The following is a 24,767-nucleotide window of genomic DNA, read 5'->3' as shown; positions in this document are numbered from 1 at the left end:
CCTTCCGGGGGGAAGAAGATGTCTGCACATACCGATATGAACACGGCTCTGCTGGAGCTGACTGCAAAGCTTCAGTCGCTGAATGATCTGGTGACTGCCAACCAGTTCATGGTCGAAGCTTTGGCGGATCAGGGGGATGCGCTTAAGCAAATGGACGGGGTCGAGACCAAGGATATGCTGCGCCGGCAGGCACGCGAAAAGTTCCACCCGGACACTGGCACCGTCCCGAATGCAGCAGCGCTGGCCATTCTGGAAGGGGTGCTGCGCCATCAGCGCGACAGTGCAGAGATCATTCCGTTTCCGGCCCGCGTCTAAGCCGGGCGTTCACACATCTGCGAGAGGTTGCGGCAAAGGCGGCACCGGCCTGTTGGAGCCGCTGCGGAAAATCCCTATGTTGAAGCGAACACAGGGATATTTCCGAATGAAAAACCTCCTTTGCGCAGCAGGCCTGACTTGCCTTTCCGCCATTCCCGCAGCTGCGGATGCTTTTACCACCACCCGCGGCGTGCGGGTGCTGCCGGTCAATGACACGATCTATGAAGTGGTGCCGCGCGGGTCCGGCGGCACCTGGGATTACTGGTGCGCTGCTGCCGAATACGCCCGCCGCGTGCTGGATGCAGGCTGGATGGACCGGTTTTACGTGGTGCGGGGGCGGGATGTCAGCGTCACCACCGGGCGCCGGTCTTCGGTTCAGTTCACGCTTTACCCGAAGCGGAGCGGTGTCGAACCCAAGACTGGCTGGCTGTCGCTGGGTTTTCGTCCGGGGGAAAGCATGTCGGTGCAGCAGGGATATGGCTATTGCGTGGAAGCAGCAGCCTTTTGAGGGTGCGGTCACATTGTTCCACAAAGATGTGTCTTACTGCGTGAACAGCAAGCCGGGGAAGCCCGCCGGTGCCGTCACGGAGGGCGGGCTGTTTGTTCGGAAAGGGGATCGTCAACCGGTCCCGCTGGACCTAGGCCAAGGTTCTGAAAATACCGGCTTTACGCTGCTGGCAGCGGCGCCGAATGAGGCCGGCCGGAGTGACCAGCCGGCGCTTGCCAGCCCTTGCACGGCAGTGTGACTGGCTTGTGTTTCAGTTTTCCCTACCCTTGGAGGAGAGCTGCCTGACCGGGCATGCACCCCGCTGAACGAAAGGGAAATGACATGAAACTTGCCGCCGCCGCACTTTTTGCAACGTCTTTGATGATGGCCCTTCCGGACAGTTCAGCTGCCAATACCAGCCGCCACAGTATCCGGGTCAATCCGGTATCCGAAGGCGTATTCGAAGTCATTCCGAACACCGGCAACGGGTATCTCTTCTGGTGCGGGGCGGCGGATTACGCGCAGCGCGTGCTGCGGGTGCCCTGGAACAGCAATCTGCATATCACCCGCGGGCTGGGCCCCAGCGAAACGACCGGGCGCCGCTCGGCAGTTCAGTTCACGCTGGACGCAAATTTGGCGGCAGCGGCGCCGGCTGGCGGATACGGGTCTGTCAACAGCCTGCAATCTGGTGATACAATGCGTGTTCAGGAGGCATTCGGATATTGCTTCATACCGTTCGGGCGGCCGTGAAATCAGAATGATCCGCTGCCAGTCCGGGCCGGAGAAGAGGGAGGTTGAGATGACGCGCAAAAGACTGTGGCTGACAGGGATGCTGGCCTTGGCTCTGGCTGTCCCAATGCCCGCGTCCGCCTGGCGGGCAATCAACCGCCATGAGGTGCTGCCAGTGTCCGAAGGTGTCTGGGAAGTGGTGGCCCGGGTCGGGACCGGCGCACAGGATTACTGGTGCGGCATCGGTGATTTTGCGATCCGCCAGCTGCGGGCGCCGGTGAATCAGCGCATCTATGTCTGGCGCGGGGTCGGGCCTTCGGTCAACCGGCCGGGGCGCAAGGCGGTGCAATTTGCCTTTGGCCTGCCGCCTGGTGTTCCTGACCGGTCCTCCAGCCTGTCGCTGAATGTGCGCGAGGCAGGTGACAATCTGCATGTGACGGCTGCGCAAACCTATTGTTATGACCGGCTGCCCGGGCGGGACCGCTGGTTGCCTTAGCGTCCGCTTTCATGGGGCACAGCGGTTGCCAGCCTGGCTGGGTTCCGCCACAAAAGCTATATGCAGCATGAATTCACCATTCCGACGCGCGGCCAGAGGCTTTATGAGTTCACCCGCGACGTGCAGGCCTGGGTCACAGGGTCCGGCCTGCAGGATGGGCTGCTGACCCTGTTTGTCCGCCATACGTCCTGTTCCTTGCTGATCCAGGAAAATGCCGACCCCGAGGTGCAGACCGATCTTCGGGCCTTCTTTGCGCGCCTGGTGCCGCCGTCCTCCGATCCCGCAATGGCCTATTTGCGGCACATCTATGAGGGGCCGGACGACATGCCCGCCCATATCAAAGCGGCGATGATGCCGGTAAGCCTGTCGGTCCCTGTCAGCCGCGGCGCCCCGGTGCTGGGCACCTGGCAGGGCATCTACCTGTTTGAACACCGCGATCGTCCGCACCAGCGGCATGTGGCTGCGCATCTGGCTTGACCCTCTTTATCTAGCGGCTATAAATCACCTCTACCCAAATTCTGGAGGGTAGCCTATAGTTGTGGATAACCGGGCAAACACCGGCACAAACAATAGGCTGACAGGATTGAGGGAGCAGGCGGATGCGCTGCCCATTTTGCGGAAATATCGACACTCAGGTCAAGGATTCACGCCCTGCCGAAGATCATGTTTCGATCCGGCGGCGCCGGTTCTGCCCGGCTTGCGGCGGCCGTTTCACCACCTACGAACGGGTGCAGCTGCGCGATCTGGTGGTGATTAAGACCAGCGGCAAGCGCGAAGATTTCGACCGCGACAAGCTGGAACGCTCGATCCGCATCTCCATGCAGAAACGCCCGATTGAACCGGAGCGCATTGATCAGATGATCTCGGGCATCGTGCGGCGGCTGGAAAGCATGGGCGAGACTGATATCGGCTCGAAGAAAATCGGCGAAATCGTGATGGAGGCGCTGGCCCGGATCGACACCGTGGCTTATGTGCGCTTTGCCAGCGTTTACAAAAACTTCCAGGCGGCGGATGATTTCGAGGATTTTGTTCACGAGCTGCGCCCGCCAGTTGCACCGGAAGAATAATGGACGCTGATCACCGTTTCATGGCGCTGGCGCTGTCCCTGGGACGGCGCGGGCAGGGCAATTGCTGGCCGAACCCGGCGGTGGGCTGCGTTATCGTGCAGGGCGGCCGCGTTGTCGGCCGCGGCTGGACCAGGCCGGGCGGCCGCCCCCATGCAGAAACCGAGGCACTGGCGCAGGCTGGCGGGGCCGCACGCGGCGCCACGGCTTATGTGACGCTGGAACCTTGCGCCCATCACGGCGAAACGCCGCCTTGCGCACAGGCGTTGATTGATGCCGGTGTGGCGCGGGTTGTTGCCGCGATCGAGGACAGCGACCCGCGTGTGTCAGGGCACGGGTTTCAGATGCTGCGCGATGCGGGCATCGAGGTGGTCACCGGAATATGGGGGGCGCAGGCGGCTCGGGATCATGCCGGGTTCTTTCTGAAGACTGAGCAGGGCCGCCCGCTGGTAACTCTGAAGCTGGCCGCCAGTTTCGACGGGCGCATCGCGACTGGATCGGGCCAAAGCAAATGGATCACTGGACCGGACGCCCGGCGCGCCGTGCACGCGATGCGCGCGCGCCATGATGCGGTGATGGTCGGCGGCGGGACTGCGCGTGCTGATGATCCCTCGCTGACCGTGCGCGATCTGGGAGTGGAGCACCAGCCTGTGCGGGTGGTGATCTCGCGCCACCTGGACTTGCCGCTGATGGGGCAGATGGCCCGCACCGCCAAGGACGTGCCAGTTTGGCTCTGCCATGGCCACGGCGCCGATCATGAACGCATTCAGGCCTGGGAAGGGCTGGGTGCCAATCTGATCCCCTGTGCGTCGCACGGGGTGCAGCTGGACGCGGCGGATGTGCTGCAGCAGCTGGGGCAGGCAGGTCTGACGCGGGTGTTCTGTGAAGGCGGCAGCGCGCTGGCAGCCTCGCTGCTGGCTTTTGATCTGGTGGATGAACTGATCGGCTTCACTGCTGGTCTGGGGATTGGTGCCGAGGGGTTGCCGTCGATCGGTGCGCTCGGCATCGGCCGGCTGGAGGAAGCGCCGCGGTTTGAGCTGGTTGAAACCCGCCCCCTCGGCAAGGACATCCTGCACCGCTGGACCCGCGCGCTGCGCTGATTAACCTTTTCCTTGCAGAACCGGCTCTCCCGCCCGTCGCAGGAGCCTGTTTCAGGCCACGCCCAAGGCTGCCAAGGCGCGCTGGCAGAGCCAGGGCACCTGCAGGCGCGGGAGTTCCGCGGTTCCGTTTGGGGGCCGTTCAGCGCCAGAGATGGGCGTAGGTGGCGAACAGCCCTTGCAATTTGGAGAGCAGACGGTTGCCGGCCCCCGGGTGCGGCAAGTGCCCTTCGCGCAGGCGCATCACTGCCACTTCCACCGGGCAGGGCTGGGCGGTCACCGGGTCGAAGTAGCGCGGGTAGTCGATCAGCGCCGCATGGGCGAGGCCCAGGAGCGTGACGCGGGCCTGCCGCCACGGCGGGACCGGAGCCAGATCGGCAGTCAGGCCCCAGCCTGCGTAAAACGGTGTTCCTAGTGTGGTTACCGGCACCCCGCGCAACAGGGCTTCGAACCCCAGAAGAGAGGTCATCGTCCAGACCTCCTGCACGTTAGCCAGCAGGGCCATGGGGTCTGCGTGGGAGGCAACCGCATCCGCCAGCCCCTCTGCTGCAACCCGGCCTTTGCGCAGGCCCGCCTCCACATCCGGATGCGGCTTATAGATAATCACGGCCTCAGGATTGGCCTTCCGTGCGGCCCGCAGCAGATCCTGATTGGTTCTCACCGCTCCAGCCCCGCAATGGATCGAGGCGTCATCCTCCACCTGGCCCGGAACCAGGATCCGGCGGCCCTCGGGAAGGGCAGGGGCGGTGCCGCCGAGATTGTATTTCGACACGCCGTCCTGGACCAGAGACCGCACCAGATGCTCGGCCCGCAGCTCCTCTGCCTGGGTCATTTCCACCCGGCGGGCAATCAGCGTGTCCAGATCCGACGGCTGGCGCGGGTCGTAGTAGATCCCCTGGCGGTCGGTCACCAGCGACACGGGCGGCACCAGTTCCGCCCCTAGCCCGCGGGACCGCAGAAAGCCGTCCTCGATCCGCACAGCGCCATCATGCGCCGCATTCGCCTTGCCGGCCCAGACCATCCGCATCCGCCCGCTTGCCTGCGCCTTGGCCGGGTCTTCGGTGAACAGCACCCGCGTTTCGGCGCCAAAGAACTTCTGCAGCGGCTTGCGCTTCCACATCCGCATGCCCGAGGCTGCCCAGCCGCGATGGTCGTCCCGCCAGGCCCGCGCCCTTGCCTCCAAGTTATCAAGTACTGTCTCCAGCCTGCACAATTCATCCCGGAACGGATCGTACCACTTGGGATAGAGAATCATCGCCGCCGCAAACAGTTGCGCCCGGGTCAGCCGCCGCTGGCGCCGGGCTGGCGGGGCCTCGTCTAGGGTCAGCCCCCATCCTGCGTAAAACGGCTGTCCGAAGATCCGCGGCTTGTGGCCTGCAAGGATCGCTTCGAAGCCGAATTGCGAGGACACGGTATACACCCCAACTGCCCCCTCCAGCAGCGCCCAGGGCGAGGTGCTGCCGGTGAACAGCTCCACCCGGCCTTGTGCGTCCTTGGCGTCGTAGTAGCCCGCGCGGTAGCCCCGCAGGGTTTCAGGGTGGGTCTTGATCAGCACCCGGGCGCCGGGGTGTTCTTCCTGGGCAAAGGCCAGCATTTCCAGGAACCGCGCCCGGTCCGCGCCGGATGCGGTGACAGAGGCGTCCTCCCTTGCCTGATCCGCCACCAGGACATAGCCGGGCTCCGGCACCCTAGCCGCAGGATCAAAGGCATTGTATTTGCTGAGATGCGCTTCCTTGAGGCGGGCAACCGCATCCCGTGCCCGGCGCATCAGATGTGCGTCATCCAGCGGGTGGCTGGCTAGCAGCTTTTCCAGATCCGAAGGCACGGCGGCATCAAAATGCACTCCAGACCGGTCCAGCAGCAGCCCCATGGGCGGTTCGCCTGCGCGGCCAGGGTGAACCGAGCGCAGAAACGCATCCTCAACCCGCAACAATCCGCAGCCATGCCGTTCTGCGACGGCAAGACCCCGGTGCGCCGTGGGCGAAGCTCCCCAGATGCCCACCAGATCATTGCTCTGCGGCAGGCCCAGCCGGATATCATAGCCGGACAGCTGCAGGATCCGCCGCACCCGTCGCTGGGTTAGAAAGCCGCCGTTATAAACAAAAAGCCGGGAGGCTGGGCTCCCGGCTTTGGTTTGGCCCGTGTTCAGGCGCATGCTGTGTCAGCCGTCAAGCGCGGTGGAGACGCTGGACAGGGACCCGACCGGGGTCACAAGCAGCGAGATCGTTTTGGTCCACTGGGTATACGGCGCCTCGGTGACATACAGCGTATCATCATCTCGGATGACGAAGTCGCGGGCAACAAACAGCCCGTTCGGCTGGGTCAGGTTCAGCACATAGACCAAACGCTGCGCGCCGATCAGATCATCGCGGCCCAGCACCTGGTTGGCAATCTCGGCAGGCTCGTTGCGCAGCACAAAGACGCCAGTCGGATCGGATGCGGTGGAAATCAACCCGCCCACCTGGGCAATCGCTTCCAGCGCTGACAGGTCCTGGCTTTCAAATGGCACCCGCGCCTGGGCCGAAGTCGCACCCAGGGCGGTGAAGGAGCGGGTGTCTTCTTCCACCAGAATACGGTCGCCGCCGCGCAGGGCCACATCCAGCTCCGGATGGTCGAACAGGTCCTGGAACCAGATCTTGCCCTTTTCCTGGCCGCGGATCACGGTGACCTGGGCAATTTCCGGCTGGATCGTCACGCCGCCGGCCTGGGCCAGCATGGACGACAGGGTCCGGGTCGGGCGTTCAATCGGATAGACACCCTGGCCGCCCACGGCGCCCGTCAGGCTGACAGTGGCGCCGTCACCGGCCAGACGGCGCACCTGCACCTGCGGGTCGGGGGTCTGGTCTTCAAGCTTTTTTGTGATGGTCTCGCGCAGCTGGTCCGGCGTATTGCCGGAGGCGCGCAGGCGGCCTGCGTAGGGCACAAAAATATAGCCGGCGCTGTCGACCTGCACTTCTTCCAGCACGGTGGAGTTGGTGGCCTCGGCGGCCAGCAGCCCGTCATCCACGTTTTCCCAGACCGTCAGGCCCAGCACGTCGCCAGGACGGATGGTGTCCGAGGTCAGCCGGCCTGCGGAGGTGAAGCCGGAGGAAAAGCCAAGGGCGGGCACAACGGCGGTGGCACGGGCGACGCGGTCGTTGACGGAGACGATGAAGGCATCGCCTTCCCGCTGCACGGAACCGGCAAAGATCTGGCGCTTGTTGGGGCCGACCTTGGGCAGCCCGCAAGAGGCCGCAAGGGCCAATGCTGCCAGCATCGCCACTGGACGCGCCCAGCGAAGGGGAACGGATTTCACTGCTCGGTCTCCTCGACCAATTATTGTTTGCCTCAAGTTTTAGGGGCAACCTAACCTGCCAGCAGGGAAAAATCCAGTCTTTGGGCGCAGCTGCGTCAGGTCACCAGACGCAACTGTTGCCGCGGTGCCGCTGTTCCCAAGCGCAGCGCGTCATAAGGATCTTCGTCCGCCAGCATCATGTCGGCCACCTGGCGCAGCAACTGGCGGCGCCCCTCGCGGGAGTAGTAGCCGCCGGGCACTTGCGAGGTTTCCAGCAGGAACCGCCGGTAATCCTTGTAGGCGCGGCTGTCAGGGCGGCTGGCGGCGGCAAAAAACTCGGCCATGGGCTGCTCGGACACAAACTCAGGCTTGCCATAAACAGCCCGCCCGAACACCCGCAACGGAATGCCGCGCCACAGCACCTGCTGACCGGCGGTGGAGTTGACGGTCACAGCCGTGCGCGCTTCGTTCAGCAGCTGTGCCAGCTTACCGCCGCGCACATAATGCACCCGGTCTTCGATGCCGTGCTCGCGCGCCAGCCGGCGCAGGGTGCGGCGCACCTGGGCGCGGCCGTCCTCCAGCGGATGCGCCTTGATCACCAGATGGTGGTGGCGCGGGGCGCCGTCGGCAAAGCCGCGGATCACCTCCTCCAGAAACTCGCCCATGCTGGAGAATGGCGAGTGCATCTGGAAAGAGCTGTCATGCTCGAGCTGCAAGAGCGCCAGATGATAGGGAAACCCGCCGTTTCGGATGCGCCTTTCCGCCAGCCGCCGCTCCAGCGCCTGGGCAGGCATCAGAAGCAACCGCTTGAGATACAGCCGGAATTCCTTGGTCACCGTCAATGACCGGTGCGGGCGGAAATTGCGGTACTTGCCGTTCTGGAACATCACGAACCAATGGTACAGCGCGCCATAAAACACATGCTGACGCATATCGCCCCAATGGGCCGGCGGCAGCGGTGCCTCTATGTCGGACAGTGCCAGCGCCTCCTGCATTTCCGGAACCGTCATCTGCATCAGCCGCGAATGGCCATTGGCACCGCCACGCTCGTAGGTCACCCAATAGGGGCGCAAATAACCTTCCTCAAAGACATGCACGCTGATGCCGCGCTGATGCGCGGCCTCAACAGCACGGGCGTGAATGGGGCGGGTGTCGCCATACAGCACAATGTCGGTGATGCCGCGGCTTTCCAGCAGTCCGGCCAGCACCTCAGGCCAGTCCCGTTGGCTGCCTGTGAAGGGAATATAGCTGTCTTTGCTGCGCCAGAAGGCCTGATCACCCGCATTGAACCCCACCCGGGCCACATCACAGCCCGCTGCCCGCAGCATCCGGCCAAGGGCGGCGAAAAACGGCCCGTGGGGGCCCTGCAGGAACAGAAAGTTGCGGTGTTTCATAAGGTGGCGTGACATCCCGGTGTCAGAAATACGGTGGCAGTCTCAAGGATTGATTAACAATTGACTGGGGCGAAACTATGGCCGGGCGGCAGGGTAAGGCAAGCCGGGGCTTGTAGAGCGCGCGCGGCTTGGCTACCTCTGCGGCAGCATTGACATATCACCTGCGGGGAGCGGACCCATGTTTACTGGCATTATCACGGACGTAGGCACCATCGCCGAACTGGAACAGCAGGGCGATCTGCGCGCCCGCATCCGCACCTCTTACGACACGGCAACCATCGACATTGGCGCTTCCATCGCTTCTGACGGGGTTTGCCTGACAGTGATTGCGCTGGGTGAGGACTGGTACGATGTGCAAATCTCGGCCGAAACTGTGTCCAAAACCAATCTGGACAGCTGGACCACGGGCAAGCGGGTTAACCTGGAGCGCGCCCTGAAGGTGGGCGACGAGCTGGGCGGCCATATCGTGTCCGGCCATGTGGACGGCGTCGCGGAGGTTGTGGAACTGAAGGACGAGGGCGACAGCACCCGCATCACTCTGCGCGCGCCCAAGGATCTGGCCCGCTTCATTGCGCCCAAGGGGTCGGTGGCGCTGAACGGCACCTCGCTGACTGTGAACGGTGTGGACGGTTGCGATTTCGGCATCAACTTCATTCCGCATACCAAGGAGGTCACCACCTGGGGCGATGTGAAGCTCGGAGATCGCATCAACCTGGAAATCGACACCCTGGCCCGCTACGTCGCGCGTCTGCAGGAGGCCGGTTAAAACTGCGCAGCCACTTTCATCTTTTTAAAATACTCCGGGGTGAGGCCAGAGGCCGAGGGGCCGCGCCCCTCATGCCCCGGTTATCCAAGCGCTCCCGCTCCTTTGGCCTGCATCACAGATGCCGTCAAAAGGGTTGGGCCGGGCGCGCCGCTGGTGCGGCGCGCGTCACCACATGTCGCCAACGGTATAGCCCTTGGGGAACGGGTCGCTGGGATCCAGCGTGTAGCTGGACAGCCCGTAGATCCAGCCCTGGCCGGACAGGGCGGGGACGATGGCCTTGTATGGTCCGATCTGCGTCTCTGCCGTGATGCGCCCGGTGAAAGTGGTGCCCAGGGGCCCTGCGTTCACATAGTCCTGTCCGATCCCCAGCTGACCGCGCGCATGCAGCACCGCCATCTTGGCGCAGGTACCGGTGCCGCAGGGGGAGCGGTCGAGAATGCCGCTGGCATCCTGCGGGTGCTCCGGGTCGAACGGACCTGTCGAGATGGTGATCGCCCCGCGGCCGTGGGTGCCCTGCGCCACCGGTGCGCCCCACAGGTTGGTGATCGTCGGGCCGGTGATTCCCGGGTTTTCAGGATGCGCTACGGGCAGCTGCTCGGCAGTGGCATGGCGGATCGCCTCGGACACCCGTACGATCTCTGCGCCGTTGTCTGCGTCGAGGGGAACCCCCAGCGTTTCCGCCTCAGCCAGCACAAAGAACATCCCGCCCCAGGCCACATCCACAGTGACGGTGCCAAGCCCCGCAACCTCCACCGGCGTATCCAGATGCACCGCAAAGGCCGGCACATTTTTGAATTCCACCCGCGTCACCTTGCCGTCGCAGCAGTCGGCCCGTACCCGGATCAGACCGGCCGGGGCCTCCAGCACCAGCTCCGTCACCGGCTCCGCCATCGGCACGATGCCGGTCTCCAGCAGCACCGTCACCACGCAGATGGTGTTGGAGCCGGACATCGGCGGGTACTCGGTCTGCTCGAAGATGATGAAACCCGCATCGGCCTCCGGATGGCAGGGCGGCACGATGGCATTGCCGCACAGTCCAGGATTGCCACGCGGCTCACGCAGCATTTGCAGGCGGATATCATCATGATTGGCCGCCATGTCCTGCATCTTTTCAAACACCGAATTGCCGCGTAGCAGCGGCATGCCGCCGGTGATCACCCGGCCGGGCTCTCCCTCGGCATGAGCCTCAACAGCCTGGATAATGCGGGATGCGCGCATCTGCCTCTTCCTCCCCGATGACTCCCTGGATCCGTAAATTGGATCCAAAATCATTTGTGCACAGATGCACAGGCCGCGTCCAGACCCCTCTGTGCCGTTTGCGGGACTGGCATTTGCCGCATCTCTGGGCTATCTGGCAGGGAAAGAACCCGCAGCGCCAGGCGTGCTGCCTTTGCGCATCGAAAGGCTGCTACATGAGCTTTGAAACACCGGGGCCGGTTGAGGCGCAATTGCGCGATGCCATCAGCCCGATTGAAGACATCATCGAAGAGGCCCGCCAAGGCCGCATGTTCATCCTGGTCGACCACGAGGACCGCGAGAACGAAGGCGACTTGGTGATCCCGGCGCAAGCTGCGGATGCGGCGGCGATCAACTTCATGGCTACCCACGGCCGCGGGCTGATCTGCCTGACCCTGCCGGCCGAGCGGATCGAGGAGCTGGGCCTGCCGATGATGGCGCTGCACAACTCGTCGCGCCATGAGACTGCCTTTACCGTCTCGATCGAGGCGCGCGAAGGCGTGTCTACCGGTATTTCCGCTGCCGACCGGGCGCTGACCGTGGCCACTGCCATCAATCCGGACAACACCGCCGCCGACATCGCCACCCCCGGCCATGTCTTTCCGCTGCGTGCGCGCCGGGGCGGGGTGCTGGTCCGTGCGGGCCACACGGAGGCCGGTTGCGATGTGGCCCGGCTGGCCGGCCATTACCCGTCTTCGGTGATCTGCGAGATCATGAAGGAAGACGGCACCATGGCGCGTCTGCCCGATCTGGTGGGCTACGCGCAGAAACACGGGTTGAAGATCGGCACCATTTCCGACCTGATCACCTACCGCGCCCGCAACGACAACCTGGTGGCGGAAACCTCGCGCGAGACCGTGACTTCGGAAATCGGCGGCGAGTGGGAGATGCGGCTGTTCACCGATCAGACCCACGGCATCGAGCATGTGGTGATGATCAAGGGCGACATCACCACGCCGGAGCCGGTGCTGGTGCGCACCCATGCGCTGCATGAGGCAACGGATATCCTGGGCCTTGGCCCGAAATCGGCCCGCCAGCTGCCCCGCGCGATGGAGATCATCGCCGAAGAAGGCCGTGGTGTGGTGACCTTGTTCCGCCAGCCCCGCAATGCGCTTTATGCCAATGAGGAAGACGGCGCGCGGACAGTGACCATCAAGCAGACCGGCATCGGCGCGCAGATCCTGTCTAGCCTGGGATTGAACGAACTGGTGCTGCTGACCGACTCGCCCTCGACCAAATATGTCGGGCTGGATGCCTATGGGCTGTCCATCACCGGCAGCCGCCCCATTCTGAAGGACGATTGATATGGCTGGACATGAAACCCACTACACCCTGCCGCGTGCCGAGTTCGACAAGCCGGTAAAGATGCTGATTGTTGTGGCGCCTTACTACAAGGATATCGCCGACAATCTGGTGACCGGTGCCGCGGCCGAGATCGAAGCCGCAGGCGGAACTTTCGAGATCGTCGAAGTGCCCGGCGCGCTGGAAGTGCCGACCGCAATCGCCATCGCCGACCGCACCTCGAATTTCGACGGCTACGTGGCGCTGGGCTGTGTGATCCGCGGCGAGACCACCCACTATGAAACCGTCTGCAACGACAGCAGCCGCGCGATCCAGCTGATGGGCCTGCAGGGCCTGTGCATCGGCAACGGCATCCTGACCGTGGAGAACCGCAAGCAGGCCGAGGTGCGCGCCGATACCGCCGGCCAGAACAAAGGCGGCGGTGCGGCCGCTGCGGCCTTGCATCTGATTGCACTCACGCGTAAGTGGGGCGCCCAGACCAAAGGCATCGGTTTCAAGGCGCCCACCGGGGCGTACCAGGTCGCCGGTACAGACAACGGATCCACCAGCGCATGAGCACCCAGGACAGCCGCCCCAAGGGCAGTGGCAAGAATCAGATGAGATCGGCAGCACGGCTTTATGCTGTGCAGGCGCTGTTCCAGATGGAACACAGCAGTCTCACCTTTGACAAGGTGATTGTCGAATTCGAGGATCACCGCTTTGGCGCTGTCTATGAGGGCGATGAGATGGCGGAAGGGGATAATAAGATCTTCCGCAAACTGGTGCGCGAGGCTGTGAACCATCAGGCCCGGATCGACCAGATGACCGATCGCGCCCTGGTCGCGAAATGGCCGATTGCCCGGATCGACCCGACCCTGCGCGCGCTGTTCCGCGCCGCGGGTTCGGAACTGACGCAATCCGACACCCCGCCCAAGGTTGTGATCAACGAGTTTGTCGACATCGCCCGCGCCTTCTTTCCCGAAGGCAAGGAACCGAAGTTCGTCAACGCCGTGCTGGATCACATGGCGCGTGAAGCCAGGCCGGAAGCGTTCTGAGGCGGTAAGTTTCAGTATCGATTGAAAGACGGCGCGCCGCAGGGCGCGCCTTTTTCTTTGGGGCTCCCCGGGCCGAAAAGGGTGCGACAAATTCCGCCCATTCCTTTCGGAGGCGCTGGACGGCGCTGTTAAGACTGATAACCTCCTGTTGCATATCTGGAGGACTCAGATGCCTGAACTGGTGAAGATGTATATCCGCAACGTTGTGATCGGCTTCGGCATTGCTGCCGCATTTGTAGCGATTCTGCTGTGGTTCAACGTGATGAACCTTTGGGGGCTGGTTGTCAGTTCTGATGCCGGACTGCTGGCGGTATTCCTGTTGTGGTTCATGCATGGCATCGTCTTTGCCGGCGTGCAGTTTGCCTGGGCGGTGATGGCCATGGCCGAAAAGGACGGCGGCCCCCGCCGCGGCACACCGGTGGTCAATGAATTCCAGCCGGTGCGGGTTCCGGCTGACGAACCTTCCCAGCGTAAGCGCCAGCTGCGCAGCCGCCACTGACCCTCAGTCAGACAGAGCATTCCGCCGCGCGTTCCATCCGGAAGGCGCGGTTTTTCATTGGCGGTAAGGAAAAATGCGGCGGGACCACCAATCAACCGTGCGGCGTTGATTCCCGGGGACCTGTATGTACAGGTGGGCGCCAGGTAAACGGACCAGGGTCCGAACAGAGCCAGCTCCCGTGGAATTGCTTAAGGCCACTGGAATGCTGCCTGTCACGAGAAGGGCAGAACCCGCCAAACCCGTAAGTAGCCTGCCCGGCCCGCGGTTACAAGGGGAACGCAGCACAGGCACGTCAATTCCGGTCAAAACCGCAGGATTGCAATTTGTTCCCTAATTGTTCACATTCGGTCCCATGATGACCGACTTGCAGCCCGGACAGAAACTCGCCCGCGGGGTGTCGCGCTATCTGCGCTCGCTGGGCTTTGCACCACTGGAGGAATTTGTGCCGGCCCGCGGCTTGCGCGTCGATGTGATGGCGCTGGGTCCCAAAGGGGAGCTATGGGTTGTCGAATGCAAGTCCAGCCGGGCCGATTTCCAGTCCGACAGCAAGTGGGAGGGTTATCTGGAATGGTGTGATCGCTATTTCTGGGCGGTGGATATGGCGTTTCCAGCCGAGTTGCTGCCGGATGGCACCGGGCTGATCATTGCGGACCCGTATGATGCCGAGATCATCCGGATGGCGCCGGAAGACAAGTTGCCGCCGGCGCGTCGCAGGAAACTGATCCAGAAGTTCGCGGTGGATTCCGCCCGCCGGCTGCAGGCCCTGCGCGACCCGCGTCCGGGCCGGGACGGGCAGCTGCTGGGCGGGGCAGGGGACGACGAGCCGGAAGCCTGACCGCGGGCGGAGAGGCTCCCGCGCCTGCAGGTGCCCCGGCTGCGCCGCGCGCCCTTGGCCGCCTTGGGCCCGGCAGCGCGCCTGCGGCGCTGTCTTGTCAGGCCATTGCGTTCAGTGCAGAGAGGCGGGTGCGGAGTGCCGGAACGGCTGCGTTACTTGACGCTGCGCGCGGCCTGCGCTGCGGCGCGGATCTCTTCGGCGATCTCCTCGGCTTCTTCCGGGTCAAAGTCCATCGGGATTTCAACGCTGCCGGTATCAATGAAAATCCGCACCATACCCTGATCGGTCGGACCGATTTGCATGTTTGCCTCAATGTCACGTTCGGTGTTGATACTCATTGCACACTCCAATGCCGGTCAGCGGATTGCAGCCGGTGCTAGCCCGGGGCAGGCTGAAACGCAAGCCGGCTTTGCGCTATGCTGCTTGCATGATGGATGTGACCCTGCGCCGATTCGCTCCAACCGACATGCAATGGCTGGCGGCCCGCCACCAGGATCTTTACGCCCGTGAGGCGGGGTTTGATGAAACCTTCGGTCCGCTGGTCGCCGATATCCTGCACAGTTTCTGCGCGGGCCACGATCCCGCCTGTGAACGCGGCTGGATGGCGGAAAGCGGCGGCGAGCGGCTGGGCACGGTGTTTTGCATGAAAAAGGATGCCGCCACAGCGCAGCTGCGGTTGTTCCTGCTGACGCCTGCGGCGCGCGGCAAGGGGCTGGGCAAACGGCTGCTGCGCGAGTGCATGGAGTTTGCCCGTGCAGCGGGGTACCGGGGCATGATGCTGGAAACCCATGAAAGCCACCAGACCGCCTGCGCGCTTTACCGGGCCTTCGGCTGGCAGCTGACGGACAGCCATCCGGTGCACAGCTATGGCCAGGACCTGGTGGAGCAGACCTGGCGGCTGTCTTTCCAGGAACCAGAGCGCGGAGCGCTCTGAGCGAAGCGGGAAATTGTGCATGATTGCAAGCGGTTGTGGATAACTTCCAACCAGCGGCATGGTCAGGTCCGGGCCGTTGCGCCGGGCAGTCTGATGCGGCGGATTTCTGCAGCGGAAAGGCAAAAAAACTTCTTGCGCGCCTCCGGGACGTGCTATAAATGACCCCACAGTGCCGCCTTAGCTCAGTTGGTTAGAGCGCCTGATTGTGGATCAGGAGGTCCCCCGTTCGAGCCGGGGAGGTGGTACCACTCAATCAAACATTGTGGGCAATCTCAGCTGTGGCACCGGTCTGGCGCTTCTGCCGGACATGATTTTTGCTGTCTCAATTCTATTGCGGATTCCGGTCAATCCAAGTTGCACCGGCCGCTGAACAGCCGACTCGCTGACGCCTCCCGTTGGGCGCCAACAGCCGGGACCGCGGTTGTGATATTTTTCTGGTGATTAACCTGAGGCCGCGCAATTCGGCGCGCTCCTAGGGTCTGCCGCAAGCGGGGCCGGCTAAAGCAGCGGAGTTGTGCCAGCCGGTGCATGCCGTTCTGCCGGAGCACGCAAAACAAGTGCTCCAGCAGCCCCAGGCAAGCAGAACCTGGCCTCAATCGGTTGTGCTGGTGGTCGTGGTTGTTGTTGTGGTCGATGTGCCATTATCATCATCGGCGATCAGAACCAGGAACAGCACGCCTGCAACCGCTCCGGCGGCGGCTCCGGCGGACAGGCCGGTTTCCGGCAGGCCGCTTGCGGCGGCCTGGGCCACAGCCTCGGCGCCCGGTGCCTGGCAGGTCACCTGCAGCGTGCCGTTTGCCAGATAGGTGGCGGATACCGGAACACCGGCACCGCAGGCCACACGCCGCTTGGCTTCGTTCAACGCGGCGTCCGCGGACTGGGCAAATACGGGCTGTCCGGTGAAAGACAGGGGGATAATCAATGCCGCTGCCCGCAAGATACTGGTGTACATGATAAAACAACCTTATGCTTTGGAACATCTTAAGGTTAATGAAGGCCCGGGCGCCAAGCAACATCGCGGCGCCGCAGCGGTGATGTTCCGGCAAGATGCCGCGCAGCTGCGGTTCCGCTATGAGCGGTTCTTCGGGGATATGCGAGGGTAACGATATGTTTAAGACAGCCGTCAAGAGCTTGACCGCAGGGGTTTCCTGCCTGGGTCTGGCCGCAGCACCCGCACTGGCACAGGGCGCTGGGCCCCTGACCTATACAGTCGTGGTTCCCGCCGGAGAATTCGGTTCGGCTGCCTTTTTGACCGAGCTGCTGGGCACCCTGTCCGCAGCCAAGGCCTTTTGCCGCGCCACCGGTGATTCGGCGCTGCAGGTCGATTGTCTCTCTGAACGGCTGGAAGCAGCCGCAGACGGCATCCCGCAAGGGACCGATTACGACGAGGTGCGCGACGTGCTGCAGGATACCTCGGTCCGGCTGAAGCGGCTGGCCCGTCAGAACAGCGACCCGGGCCGGAGCCGGGTCAGCGTCACCAGCTCCGCAAACCCGGCTGAACGCACCACCAGGCCGCTGACGCCTGTCAGGCCGTCCGCTCAAGCCGCAGTGAACCGGGAGGCTGCCCGCATTTTCGAAGACGCAGGCACAGTCCTGCTGCGCAGCGCCGAATCCGCGCAGGAGCGGCAGGCGCAATACGCCCAGATCGCCGCGGCGATCGATTCAAATAAGGTGCTGCTCAGGTCCTGATCCCGCGGGGTCAATCCTTGATCCGCACCTCCTGGCGGAGCGCGCCGGATTCGCGGTCGAAAATCAGGATGCGGTTGTCTTGGCTGACCACCGCAATCCAATCGCGCCCCAGTGTCACTGCTTCGGCCTTAATCCCGTCGGGCAGGGCGATTTCTGCGGGCAGCGGCGCATCGCCCGCCTGCAAGCGGATGACAAGCAGCGAGATTATCACTACAAGCCCGCCAATCATCACCACGGTCAGCGTGGTCACAAGCCGCCGCAGGAACCGGATCTGCGGCGGCTCCGTTTGGATTTCGGTCTCGGAAGGATCAGTCATGGGCAGCCGCCGGATTGAGTTTGTCATCGCGGAAAACCCGCCTAAGCGGCTTGATAAAGCGGTTTCGCGCGATGTGCCAGAGGAGGCCTCGCTGTCGCGCACCCGCCTGGCCCGGCTGATTGAGGAGGGCGCGCTGACAGTGGACGGCGCCGTGGTGCAGGACGCCAAGGCCAGGGTCGAGGCCGGCGCGCAAATCGTGATCACCGTGGAAGAGGCCGAAGACAGCCACATCGGCCCCGAAGACATCCCGCTGGAAGTCATTTTCGAAGATGACGATCTGATCGTCATCAACAAGCCCGCAGGCATGGTGGTGCATCCGGCGCCGGGCTCGCCCTCCGGCACTCTGGTCAACGCGCTGCTGCACCATTTTGGCGGCAACCTGTCAGGCGTGGGCGGCGTCAAACGCCCAGGCATCGTGCACCGCATCGACAAGGAAACCAGCGGCTTGCTGGTGGTGGCCAAATCCGATGCAGCCCATCAGGGGCTGGCGGTGCAATTCGAAAAACATACGGTGGAGCGCTATTATCAGGCCATCTGCTACGGCGTGCCGGACGGCAACGACCCGCGGCTGCGCGGCGTCAAGGGCGCCAGATTTGAACCCGGCAATATCCTCAAGCTCACCACCCAGCTGGCCCGCCACAAAACAGACCGGCAACGCCAGGCGGTGCTGTTTCAGGGCGGCCGCCATGCGGTAACCCGCGCCCGCATCTGCGAGGGGTTCGGCAACCCGGCCTGCGCGGCGCTGGTTGAATGTTGGCTGGAAACCGGCCGCACTCATCAGATCCGGGTGCATATGGCCCATGCCGGCCACGGCCTGGTGGGGGATCCCACCTATGGCGGGCGCCGCAAACTGGCAGCCAAGGCCCTGAACGAAGCCGCGCAGGCGGCTGTGCAGGCCTTCCCGCGCCAGGCGCTTCACGCTGCTGTCCTGGGATTCAACCACCCGGTGACGGGTGCGCCGCTCAGGTTTGAGGCGCCGCTGCCGCAGGATATGGCGGAATTGCTGGCAGCATTGCGCCAATAGGTTGCGCCAGTAAATTGCCAGCAAATAAGCGTGTTCCGGCCTGTGATGCAATTCACAGACGTGTTCCGCCGGGCTAGCATACAAGAATTCCTTAAGCGGTCCTTGAAAAGGATTTGGCGCTAACACATATGCGCTAATGTTAAGTCCTTATACATTTTGGGAGGGACACTTTATATGGCGAATTATGCAAACCTGCCTGCCCCGACGCCCGAAGGCGGTCTGAACCGGTATCTCCAGGAAATCCGCAAGTTTCCACTGCTGGAGCCGGAAGAGGAATACATGCTGGCTAAGCGCTGGGTCGAGGAACAGGATGCGGCCTCGGCGCACAAGATGGTGACCTCCCATCTGCGGCTCGCGGCCAAGATTGCCATGGGTTACCGCGGCTATGGCCTGCCGCAAGCCGAAGTGATTTCCGAGGCGAACGTCGGCCTGATGCAGGCGGTCAAAAAGTTCGATCCTGAAAAGGGCTTCCGGCTGGCGACCTATGCGATGTGGTGGATCCGTGCGTCGATCCAGGAATATGTCCTGCGGTCCTGGTCGATGGTCAAACTGGGAACAACCTCGGCGCAGAAAAAACTGTTCTTCAACCTGCGCAAGGCCAAGGCCCGCATCGGCGCGCTGGAAGATGGCGACCTGCGCCCCGAGAACGTCAAGCGGATCGCCACTGACCTCGGCGTGACCGAGGACGAGGTGATCTCGATGAACCGCCGCATGTCGGGCGGTGATGCATCTCTCAACGCCACGGTCGGCTCCGAGGGCGAGGGCACCATGCAGTGGCAGGACTGGCTGGAGGATGAAGATGCCGACCAGGCCGGCGATTACGAGGCCCGCGATGAGCTGGAAGCGCGCCGGGAGCTGCTGGCTGCGGCGCTGGACGTGCTTAACGACCGCGAAAAGGATATCCTGACTCAGCGCCGCCTGATGGACCAGGCGGTGACGCTGGAGGAGCTGAGCACGCAATACAATGTCAGCCGCGAGCGGATCCGCCAGATCGAGGTGCGGGCGTTTGAAAAGCTGCAAAAGAAGATGCGCGATCTGGCGAGCGAAAAGGGTATGCTGACCGGCGCATGATCCCCAGGCCCGGCAGCAGACTGTAAAGGCGGTGCTTGGCACCGCCTTTTTTTGTCAGCCGGAATCGATGCTGGCTTTACGGCAGCGGCCCTGCCGGAATGTTTCGCGCGCGAAACATCGGGTCAAAAAGACTGACCTGAAATGCTGGCGAAGGCTGGCTGCAAAACCTGTCTGGCACGGGCCTGGCAAAATGCTGGGTGCGCGGCTGAATGGGGGCTGGCAGAAACGCTGGCTGATGGTCATCCGCGTGGCTGGCTGAAATCACTCTGGTTGCTGGCGGTGCTTGCGGTCTGGCTGTCCCGAGGGATGGCTGGAGTGCTGGCTGCTTGCGGCCTGGTGATTCTGGCTTGCGTGCAATTTCTGCATCCTGTGTAGCCGCACTCAGGTTTCTGGTCAACGGAAAATGTAATGAAATCAAATAGTTGACAGATTTACTCGGGAATCTCTCCCAGGCAGCCCTAGGCAGAGCGCCTGTGCGGCCCTACATTCACTTCCTCTGGCACAGGAGGACGGTCTATGGCGGGCGGCTGGGCGCAGGACGGCGCGGTGAATGAACAGATCGAAGCGTCGATCAATGATGAACTGGCGCGGCTGAAAGCGGTGAGGCGCCCGGTGGGCGAAAGCCTGACCCATTGCGCCGAATGCGAGGAGCCGATCCCCGAAAAACGCCGCGTGGCCATTCCTGGCGTGAAGCTTTGCATCGACTGCCAGCAGGAGCGCGACGGCGCCCAGCAGGCGCGCGGGGGCTTCAACCGGCGCGGCTCGAAAGACAGCCAGTTGAAGTAGGGCGGCTGGACCGCATTAAAATTGGGGGGATTACCGTAGGATCTATCCAAGCCCCATCCGCAGGATGTGCTGCGGGCCGGCAATGCCGTGGGGGTGGATGCCGCCAGTGTCTTCAAAACCGCCCTTGCGGTAGCAGCGGATGGCGCCGAAATTCTGCATGTTGACGGTCAGAATCAGCGCGCGCCGCGCCGGATACTGCGCGGCCAGATAGGGCTTCAGTGCGGCAACGGCAGCTGTGGCATAGCCTTTGCGCTGCTCATCCCGGTCGATCATGAAGGCACGCAGGCCCAGCTCGTCCGGCCCGGCAAAGCTGTAGGTTTCGTGATACAGCCGGTCGATCTTGAAGAACCCGACCACTTGGGAGCCGTCAAGGATGGCGTGAAAATCCACGCCGTCCTCGTTTTCTTCAAACGCTTGCGCCACAGTGCCGCTATAGCGGATCTGATCCGGCTCCACCTGAATATGGGAGACCAGATCAAATTCGCTGCGGGCCACAGGACGCAAGCAGAGGCGCATCAGCCCTCCATCGCTTCCAGTTCATCAATGAAGCCGGAGATCATCGACAGGCCCTTGTCCCAGAACTTGGGGTCGGAGGCGTCGAGGCCGAAGGGCGCCAGCAGCTCCTTGTGGTGCTTGGAACCGCCTGCTTTCAGCATCTCGAAATACTTGTCCTCGAAACCCTCGCCTCCCTCGGCGTAGACCGAATAGAGCGCGTTCACCAGCCCGTCGCCAAAGGCGTAGGCGTAGACGTAGAAGGGCGAGTGCACAAAGTGGGGGATATAGGCCCAGAAGGTCTCATACCCTTCCATGTACTCGAACGCTTCGCCCAGGCTTTCGGCCTGCACCGACATCCAGATGGCGTTGATGTCATCCGGGGTCAGCTCGCCTTCGCTGCGGGCAGCATGCAGTTTGCATTCAAAGTCGTAAAAGGCGATCTGGCGCACAACCGTGTTGATCATGTCTTCGACCTTGCCGGCCAGCAGCACCTTGCGCTGCTCTTTGGTCTCGGCGCCGTCCAGCATCTTGCGGAAGGTGAGCATCTCGCCGAACACGCTTGCGGTTTCGGCCAGCGTCAGCGGGGTGGAGGAGAGCATCTCGCCCTGTTCTGCCGCCAGCACCTGGTGCACGCCGTGTCCCAGCTCATGCGCCAGCGTCATCACGTCGCGCGGTTTGCCCAGATAGTTGAGCATCACATAGGGGTGAACATTGGTGACGGTCGGGTGGGCAAAGGCGCCCGGCGCCTTGCCGGGTTTGACGCCTGCGTCGATCCAGCCATCCGAGAAGAACGGCGCGGCGATCTCGCCCATGCGGGGGTCGAAGGCGTTATAGGCCTCCATCACGGTTTTTTCGGCCTGCTCCCAGCTGATGGTGCGGGGGTCTTCCAGCGGCAGCGGCGCGTTACGGTCCCAGACCTGCATCACGTCCAGGCCCAGCCATTTGCGCTTCAGCTCGTAATAGCGGTGGCTCAGCTTGGGGTAGGCGGCTACCACGGCTGCGCGCAGCGCCTCGACGACCTCAGGCTCCACATCATTGGACAGATGGCGGCCGGTCTGGGCGCTGGGCATGCCGCGCCAGCGGTCGATGATTTCCTTTTCCTTGGCCTGGGTGTTGTGGACGCGGGCAAAGGTCTTGATGTTTTCGGCAAAGACAGCGGCCAGCTCCCGCGCCGCCGCTTCGCGTTTGCTGCGGTCGGGATCGGTCAGAAGGTTCAGGGTGCCCTCAATGGTCAGCTCTTCGCCATCGACGGTGAATTGCAAACCGGCGATGGTCTCATCAAACAATTTTTCCCAGGCGTCGCCGACGATGCCAAGGTCATGCATGAACCGTTCCAGTTCGTCCGACAGCTGGTAGGGTTTCATGGCGCGGATGCGGCGGAACACGCTGTCGTAGCGGGCAAGATCGGCATTGGCGGCCAGATGCGCGTCCATCACGCTGTCTTCAATCCGGTTCAGCTCCAGCGTGAAGAACACCAGCGGGGTGGTGGCCACGGTCACCTTCTCCTGGCAATCCGACAGAAAGGCGGCGCGGTCCGCGTCGGTGGTCAGCTGGTAATAGCGCAGGCCCGCGAATGACATGATGCGCCCGGCGATGTTGTTGATCTTCTCGTTGCGCTCGACGCATTTCAGCAGGCCGTCCGCATCCAGATCCGCCAGCTTGCCCTCGTAATCGGCGGCAAATGCGGCGCATTCCTGCGCCAGCCAGTCCAGATCGCGGGCCAGTTCAGGGGCGTCCTCAGACGCGTAAAGATCGCTGAGGTCCCATTCCGGCAGATTGCCAAGGCTGCCGGAACCGGCAGAGGCGTTTGCGTCGCGAACGGGGAAGGGAAGCTGGAACATGGGGGCTCCTGTTATGAGAAATGCTTTGACCCAACATCTAAGAGGCGGCTGCCGGGATCACAAGCAGGCGGGTGCCGATCATCTGCAGATCACCGGGAGTTTAACAAAAGCTGGCAAGGAGCGGGTAAAGGCGCCGCGCTCACTCGGGGCACCGCCTGGCGATCAGCCGCCGTATTGCTGAAACAGGCGGCACATGCTGGAGAACACATGCGCGCGGATTTCCGGGGTTTCCATCATCACCTCGTGCTGCGCGCCCTTGATCAGGTCCAGCTCGCCGCCGGGCCAGCGCGCCATCCGGTCGTGGATGGCATCGGTGTTGACGATCTGCTCGTCCGAGCCAAGGAAGGTGATGCAGGGCAGGGCGGGCGACGGCTGCTGTGCCAGCCAGGCGCAGTCCTGCAGGCTGACGCGCAGCCATTGGATGGTGGGGCCGCCAAGCGCCAGATCAGGCTGTGCGGCCAGCTGGGCATGCATCATCCGGTACATATCCGGATCGGTGGTCAGGGTGTTGCCCTCAAACGGCGTGATCTGCACATATTGTTCCAGCGCCGTGGTCGGCAGCAGCAATTTGTCCAGACGCAAGAACGGCGCAACACCGCTTAGAAAGTTGGCCAGAGGGCGCAGCAGCGGCGGGATCTGGATGCCCCACATCGGGCCGGTAAAGCAGCAGGCCTTGACGTCCAGCCCCTGCATCAGGGCACGCAATCCGATGGCGCCGCCCATGGAATGGCCGACCAGAAACCAGGGTTTCGGCAGTTCCAGCTGTTCGCCGAGGCGGATCAGCGCCTGCACGTCCTTCTGGAAATCGCTGAAGTCTTCGACATGGCCCAGGCGGCGGTCTGCCAGCGTCCGGTCCGCCAGCCCCTGGCCGCGCCAGTCGACGGTGAGGGTGGCAAAGCTGCAATCCGCAAATTCCGCCGCGGCCAGACCATATTTTTCGATGTACTCGGTGCGGCCGGGAAACAGCAGGACAGTGCCTTTTGCCTTGCCCTCGGGGCGCCAGTGGCCCGCGCGGATGCGCAGGCCGTCTGAGGTTTGCACCCAATGGGCCGATCCGCCCGCAGGCCCCCGCGCGATATCCGCAAACAGGGGCGCGGGCTGCAGGTCCACCGGGGCGCCGTCCATCAGGACAGGGCCGAGGCCAGCTTCATCGCGGTGCCCATGTCACCATCGATGGTCAGCTTGCCGGACATGAAGGCAGCGGTCGGGTTCAAATCGCCCTCCAGGATCGACTGGAACGTGTCGGCATCCGCTTTCATGGTGACATCGGTGTCTTCGTCGCCGACGCGTGCACCAGAGCCGTCGAGCACGATGGAGCCCAGCCCTTCGATTTCGAATTTCGCGGAGGCGTCAAATTCGCCCGCGTCCAGTTTGCCGTTCAGGGCCTCTGCCGCCTGTGTAAGAGTATCGCTCATTTCAGTCCTCAATCTGTTTTGCGCGCTTCATAGCACAAACCTGTGAAGCATTTGCATCCAATACTGGAAATTGCCGCGCGCTGGATTACACTGGGGGCATCATGCTGGCAAATCTCCCAAAGCTCAAAGCTATCGTGGCGGCAACGGCAGTCACGGTCACGTTTTCCCTGCCTGGTGCCGGCGCGGCACAGCAGCTTTCCGCCGACGCGCTGCTGCAGAACCTGGCCTCGTCGGAGCAGTCCGAGGCAGCGGCCATCGACCGCGAGCTGCAGGCGCTTTGGGCCAAGAGCGGCTCGCCTGCGATGGATCTGCTGCTGCGGCGCGGCACCGATGCGCTGGAGCGTGGCGATTTGCAGCAGGCAGCTGAGCATCTGACCGCGCTGACCGATCATGCGCCGGACTTCCCCCGCGGCTGGTATGAGCGCGCACGCGCCTATTTCGCGATGGGGCTCTACGGGCCGTCGGTTGCGGATCTGGAGCGGGCGCTGGCGCTCAACCCCAGTGATTACAATGCTATATACGCGCTGGGCGCGCTGTTCGAACAATTCCGCAACCCCGAGCGCGCCTATCAGGCCTACCAGCGGGCCAAGGCTATACATCCGCACCACGAGGAAGTAAGCAGCGCCCTTGAACGATTGGCGCCCTTGGTCAAGGGCCGGGAACTGTAA

At 63.2% G+C, this 24,767-nt stretch carries 30 protein-coding genes and 1 tRNA gene; 20 read left to right on the top strand and 11 right to left on the bottom strand.

The annotated features are described in order from the left end of the window. Positions 1-18 precede the first annotated feature (18 nt). The 7 genes from A2I95_RS09355 to ribD all read left to right on the top strand — a co-directional run bounded on the left by A2I95_RS09355 (position 19) and on the right by ribD (position 4,191). Positions 19-315 (top strand): hypothetical protein, encoded by a 297-nt coding sequence (locus A2I95_RS09355; RefSeq protein ID WP_291729502.1) that lies wholly within the window; start codon positions 19-21, stop codon positions 313-315. A gap of 106 nt (positions 316-421) precedes the next feature. Further along, positions 422-823 (top strand): hypothetical protein, encoded by a 402-nt coding sequence (locus tag A2I95_RS09350; protein WP_291729501.1) that lies wholly within the window; start codon positions 422-424, stop codon positions 821-823. 321 nt (positions 824-1,144) lie between these two features. Continuing rightward, entirely contained in the window at positions 1,145-1,552 is a 408-nt protein-coding gene (locus A2I95_RS09345; protein WP_291729500.1) for a hypothetical protein, read from the top strand. A gap of 49 nt (positions 1,553-1,601) precedes the next feature. Continuing rightward, positions 1,602-2,027, top strand: a complete 426-nt coding sequence (locus tag A2I95_RS09340) for a hypothetical protein (protein WP_291729499.1) — start codon at positions 1,602-1,604, stop codon at positions 2,025-2,027. A gap of 60 nt (positions 2,028-2,087) precedes the next feature. Beyond that, positions 2,088-2,504, top strand: coding sequence for a secondary thiamine-phosphate synthase enzyme YjbQ (locus A2I95_RS09335; protein ID WP_291729498.1), 417 nt, complete (start codon positions 2,088-2,090; stop codon positions 2,502-2,504). Positions 2,505-2,626: 122 nt separating this feature from the next. Further along, positions 2,627-3,094 (top strand): transcriptional regulator NrdR, encoded by a 468-nt coding sequence (gene nrdR, locus A2I95_RS09330; protein WP_027259687.1) that lies wholly within the window; start codon positions 2,627-2,629, stop codon positions 3,092-3,094. Next, positions 3,094-4,191 carry a bifunctional diaminohydroxyphosphoribosylaminopyrimidine deaminase/5-amino-6-(5-phosphoribosylamino)uracil reductase RibD gene (gene ribD / locus A2I95_RS09325; RefSeq protein ID WP_291729497.1) on the top strand — a complete coding sequence of 366 codons (1,098 nt, stop codon included), beginning with the start codon at positions 3,094-3,096 and terminating at the stop codon, positions 4,189-4,191. The genes nrdR and ribD overlap by 1 nt, the downstream gene beginning before the upstream one ends. Positions 4,192-4,330: 139 nt before the next feature. On the opposite strand, the gene A2I95_RS09320 is transcribed toward ribD, so the two are convergent. The 3 genes from A2I95_RS09320 to A2I95_RS09310 form a co-directional block, all read right to left on the bottom strand. Continuing rightward, positions 4,331-6,343: a capsular polysaccharide biosynthesis protein gene (locus A2I95_RS09320; protein ID WP_291729496.1), complete on the bottom strand. Its 2,013-nt coding sequence runs from the start codon at positions 6,341-6,343 to the stop codon at positions 4,331-4,333. 6 nt (positions 6,344-6,349) lie between these two features. After that, entirely contained in the window at positions 6,350-7,483 is a 1,134-nt protein-coding gene (locus A2I95_RS09315; protein ID WP_291729495.1) for a polysaccharide biosynthesis/export family protein, read from the bottom strand. 95 nt (positions 7,484-7,578) lie between these two features. After that, a complete protein-coding gene (locus A2I95_RS09310) occupies positions 7,579-8,871 on the bottom strand; it encodes a capsular biosynthesis protein (protein WP_291729494.1) in 1,293 nt (430 codons plus the stop codon). Between the two features lie 163 nt (positions 8,872-9,034). Between A2I95_RS09310 and A2I95_RS09305 the strand changes: the two genes are divergently transcribed. Next, positions 9,035-9,622: a riboflavin synthase gene (locus A2I95_RS09305; protein WP_291729493.1), complete on the top strand. Its 588-nt coding sequence runs from the start codon at positions 9,035-9,037 to the stop codon at positions 9,620-9,622. 165 nt (positions 9,623-9,787) lie between these two features. Here A2I95_RS09305 and A2I95_RS09300 read toward each other — a convergent pair whose 3' ends face one another. Then, positions 9,788-10,840, bottom strand: coding sequence for a proline racemase family protein (locus tag A2I95_RS09300; protein ID WP_291729492.1), 1,053 nt, complete (start codon positions 10,838-10,840; stop codon positions 9,788-9,790). Between the two features lie 194 nt (positions 10,841-11,034). Here A2I95_RS09300 and ribB point away from each other — a divergent pair, with 194 nt between their 5' ends. From ribB to A2I95_RS09275, 5 genes are all read left to right on the top strand, one after another. Next, positions 11,035-12,162, top strand: a complete 1,128-nt coding sequence (ribB, locus tag A2I95_RS09295; RefSeq protein ID WP_291729491.1) for a 3,4-dihydroxy-2-butanone-4-phosphate synthase — start codon at positions 11,035-11,037, stop codon at positions 12,160-12,162. Between the two features lies 1 nt (position 12,163). Next, complete coding sequence (locus A2I95_RS09290) at positions 12,164-12,715, top strand: 6,7-dimethyl-8-ribityllumazine synthase (protein WP_291729490.1); 552 nt, start codon at positions 12,164-12,166, stop codon at positions 12,713-12,715. After that, positions 12,712-13,194, top strand: coding sequence for a transcription antitermination factor NusB (nusB, locus tag A2I95_RS09285; protein WP_291729489.1), 483 nt, complete (start codon positions 12,712-12,714; stop codon positions 13,192-13,194). Before A2I95_RS09290 ends, nusB begins: the two co-directional genes overlap by 4 nt. A gap of 169 nt (positions 13,195-13,363) precedes the next feature. Then, complete coding sequence (locus A2I95_RS09280) at positions 13,364-13,693, top strand: hypothetical protein (RefSeq protein WP_291729488.1); 330 nt, start codon at positions 13,364-13,366, stop codon at positions 13,691-13,693. Between the two features lie 352 nt (positions 13,694-14,045). Continuing rightward, on the top strand, positions 14,046-14,528 hold the full coding sequence (locus A2I95_RS09275; protein WP_291729487.1) for an MmcB family DNA repair protein: 483 nt from the start codon (positions 14,046-14,048) through the stop codon (positions 14,526-14,528). A gap of 152 nt (positions 14,529-14,680) precedes the next feature. Here the strand turns inward: A2I95_RS09275 and A2I95_RS09270 are convergent, their stop codons facing one another. Beyond that, positions 14,681-14,866, bottom strand: coding sequence for a DUF6324 family protein (locus tag A2I95_RS09270; RefSeq protein WP_044008416.1), 186 nt, complete (start codon positions 14,864-14,866; stop codon positions 14,681-14,683). A gap of 89 nt (positions 14,867-14,955) precedes the next feature. Here A2I95_RS09270 and A2I95_RS09265 point away from each other — a divergent pair, with 89 nt between their 5' ends. Both A2I95_RS09265 and A2I95_RS09260 read left to right on the top strand, forming a co-directional pair. After that, positions 14,956-15,462, top strand: a complete 507-nt coding sequence (locus tag A2I95_RS09265) for an N-acetyltransferase family protein (RefSeq protein ID WP_367151208.1) — start codon at positions 14,956-14,958, stop codon at positions 15,460-15,462. A gap of 171 nt (positions 15,463-15,633) precedes the next feature. After that, positions 15,634-15,710: transfer RNA gene (locus A2I95_RS09260), tRNA-His, on the top strand. A gap of 344 nt (positions 15,711-16,054) precedes the next feature. Here the strand turns inward: A2I95_RS09260 and A2I95_RS09255 are convergent. Beyond that, positions 16,055-16,414 (bottom strand): hypothetical protein, encoded by a 360-nt coding sequence (locus A2I95_RS09255; RefSeq protein WP_291729485.1) that lies wholly within the window; start codon positions 16,412-16,414, stop codon positions 16,055-16,057. A gap of 155 nt (positions 16,415-16,569) precedes the next feature. On the opposite strand from A2I95_RS09255, the gene A2I95_RS09250 reads away from it, so the two are divergent. After that, positions 16,570-17,151, top strand: a complete 582-nt coding sequence (locus A2I95_RS09250; RefSeq protein WP_291729484.1) for a hypothetical protein — start codon at positions 16,570-16,572, stop codon at positions 17,149-17,151. Positions 17,152-17,161: 10 nt separating this feature from the next. On the opposite strand, the gene A2I95_RS09245 is transcribed toward A2I95_RS09250, so the two are convergent. Beyond that, positions 17,162-17,467, bottom strand: coding sequence for a DUF6476 family protein (locus tag A2I95_RS09245; RefSeq protein ID WP_291729483.1), 306 nt, complete (start codon positions 17,465-17,467; stop codon positions 17,162-17,164). Between A2I95_RS09245 and A2I95_RS09240 the strand changes: the two genes are divergently transcribed. The 3 genes from A2I95_RS09240 (at position 17,466) to A2I95_RS09230 (ending at position 20,348) form a co-directional block, all read left to right on the top strand. Beyond that, positions 17,466-18,491 carry an RluA family pseudouridine synthase gene (locus A2I95_RS09240; RefSeq protein WP_291729482.1) on the top strand — a complete coding sequence of 342 codons (1,026 nt, stop codon included), beginning with the start codon at positions 17,466-17,468 and terminating at the stop codon, positions 18,489-18,491. The genes A2I95_RS09245 and A2I95_RS09240 overlap by 2 nt on opposite strands. A gap of 174 nt (positions 18,492-18,665) precedes the next feature. Then, complete coding sequence (rpoH, locus tag A2I95_RS09235) at positions 18,666-19,562, top strand: RNA polymerase sigma factor RpoH (RefSeq protein WP_291729481.1); 897 nt, start codon at positions 18,666-18,668, stop codon at positions 19,560-19,562. Between the two features lie 516 nt (positions 19,563-20,078). Then, complete coding sequence (locus A2I95_RS09230) at positions 20,079-20,348, top strand: DksA/TraR family C4-type zinc finger protein (RefSeq protein WP_291729480.1); 270 nt, start codon at positions 20,079-20,081, stop codon at positions 20,346-20,348. A 42-nt stretch (positions 20,349-20,390) separates the two neighbouring features. Here the strand turns inward: A2I95_RS09230 and A2I95_RS09225 are convergent, their stop codons facing one another. The 4 genes from A2I95_RS09225 to A2I95_RS09210 all read right to left on the bottom strand — a co-directional run bounded on the left by A2I95_RS09225 (position 20,391) and on the right by A2I95_RS09210 (position 24,099). Continuing rightward, on the bottom strand, positions 20,391-20,864 hold the full coding sequence (locus tag A2I95_RS09225; RefSeq protein ID WP_291729479.1) for a GNAT family N-acetyltransferase: 474 nt from the start codon (positions 20,862-20,864) through the stop codon (positions 20,391-20,393). Further along, positions 20,864-22,684 (bottom strand): M3 family oligoendopeptidase, encoded by a 1,821-nt coding sequence (locus tag A2I95_RS09220; protein WP_291729478.1) that lies wholly within the window; start codon positions 22,682-22,684, stop codon positions 20,864-20,866. Before A2I95_RS09220 ends, A2I95_RS09225 begins: the two co-directional genes overlap by 1 nt. Positions 22,685-22,846: 162 nt before the next feature. Beyond that, positions 22,847-23,809 carry an alpha/beta fold hydrolase gene (locus tag A2I95_RS09215; protein WP_291729477.1) on the bottom strand — a complete coding sequence of 321 codons (963 nt, stop codon included), beginning with the start codon at positions 23,807-23,809 and terminating at the stop codon, positions 22,847-22,849. Continuing rightward, the gene (locus A2I95_RS09210; protein ID WP_291729476.1) at positions 23,809-24,099 is read right to left on the bottom strand and encodes an SCP2 sterol-binding domain-containing protein; all 291 of its coding nucleotides are present in this window, start codon (positions 24,097-24,099) and stop codon (positions 23,809-23,811) included. The genes A2I95_RS09215 and A2I95_RS09210 overlap by 1 nt, the downstream gene beginning before the upstream one ends. Positions 24,100-24,200: 101 nt before the next feature. Between A2I95_RS09210 and A2I95_RS09205 the strand changes: the two genes are divergently transcribed. Continuing rightward, on the top strand, positions 24,201-24,767 hold the full coding sequence (locus tag A2I95_RS09205; protein WP_291729475.1) for a tetratricopeptide repeat protein: 567 nt from the start codon (positions 24,201-24,203) through the stop codon (positions 24,765-24,767).

The sequence above is a fragment of the Leisingera sp. F5 genome (assembly GCF_001593695.1).
The sequence above is the reverse complement of the archived record's forward strand: the minus strand, read 5'-3'. Positions and strand labels throughout refer to the sequence as shown.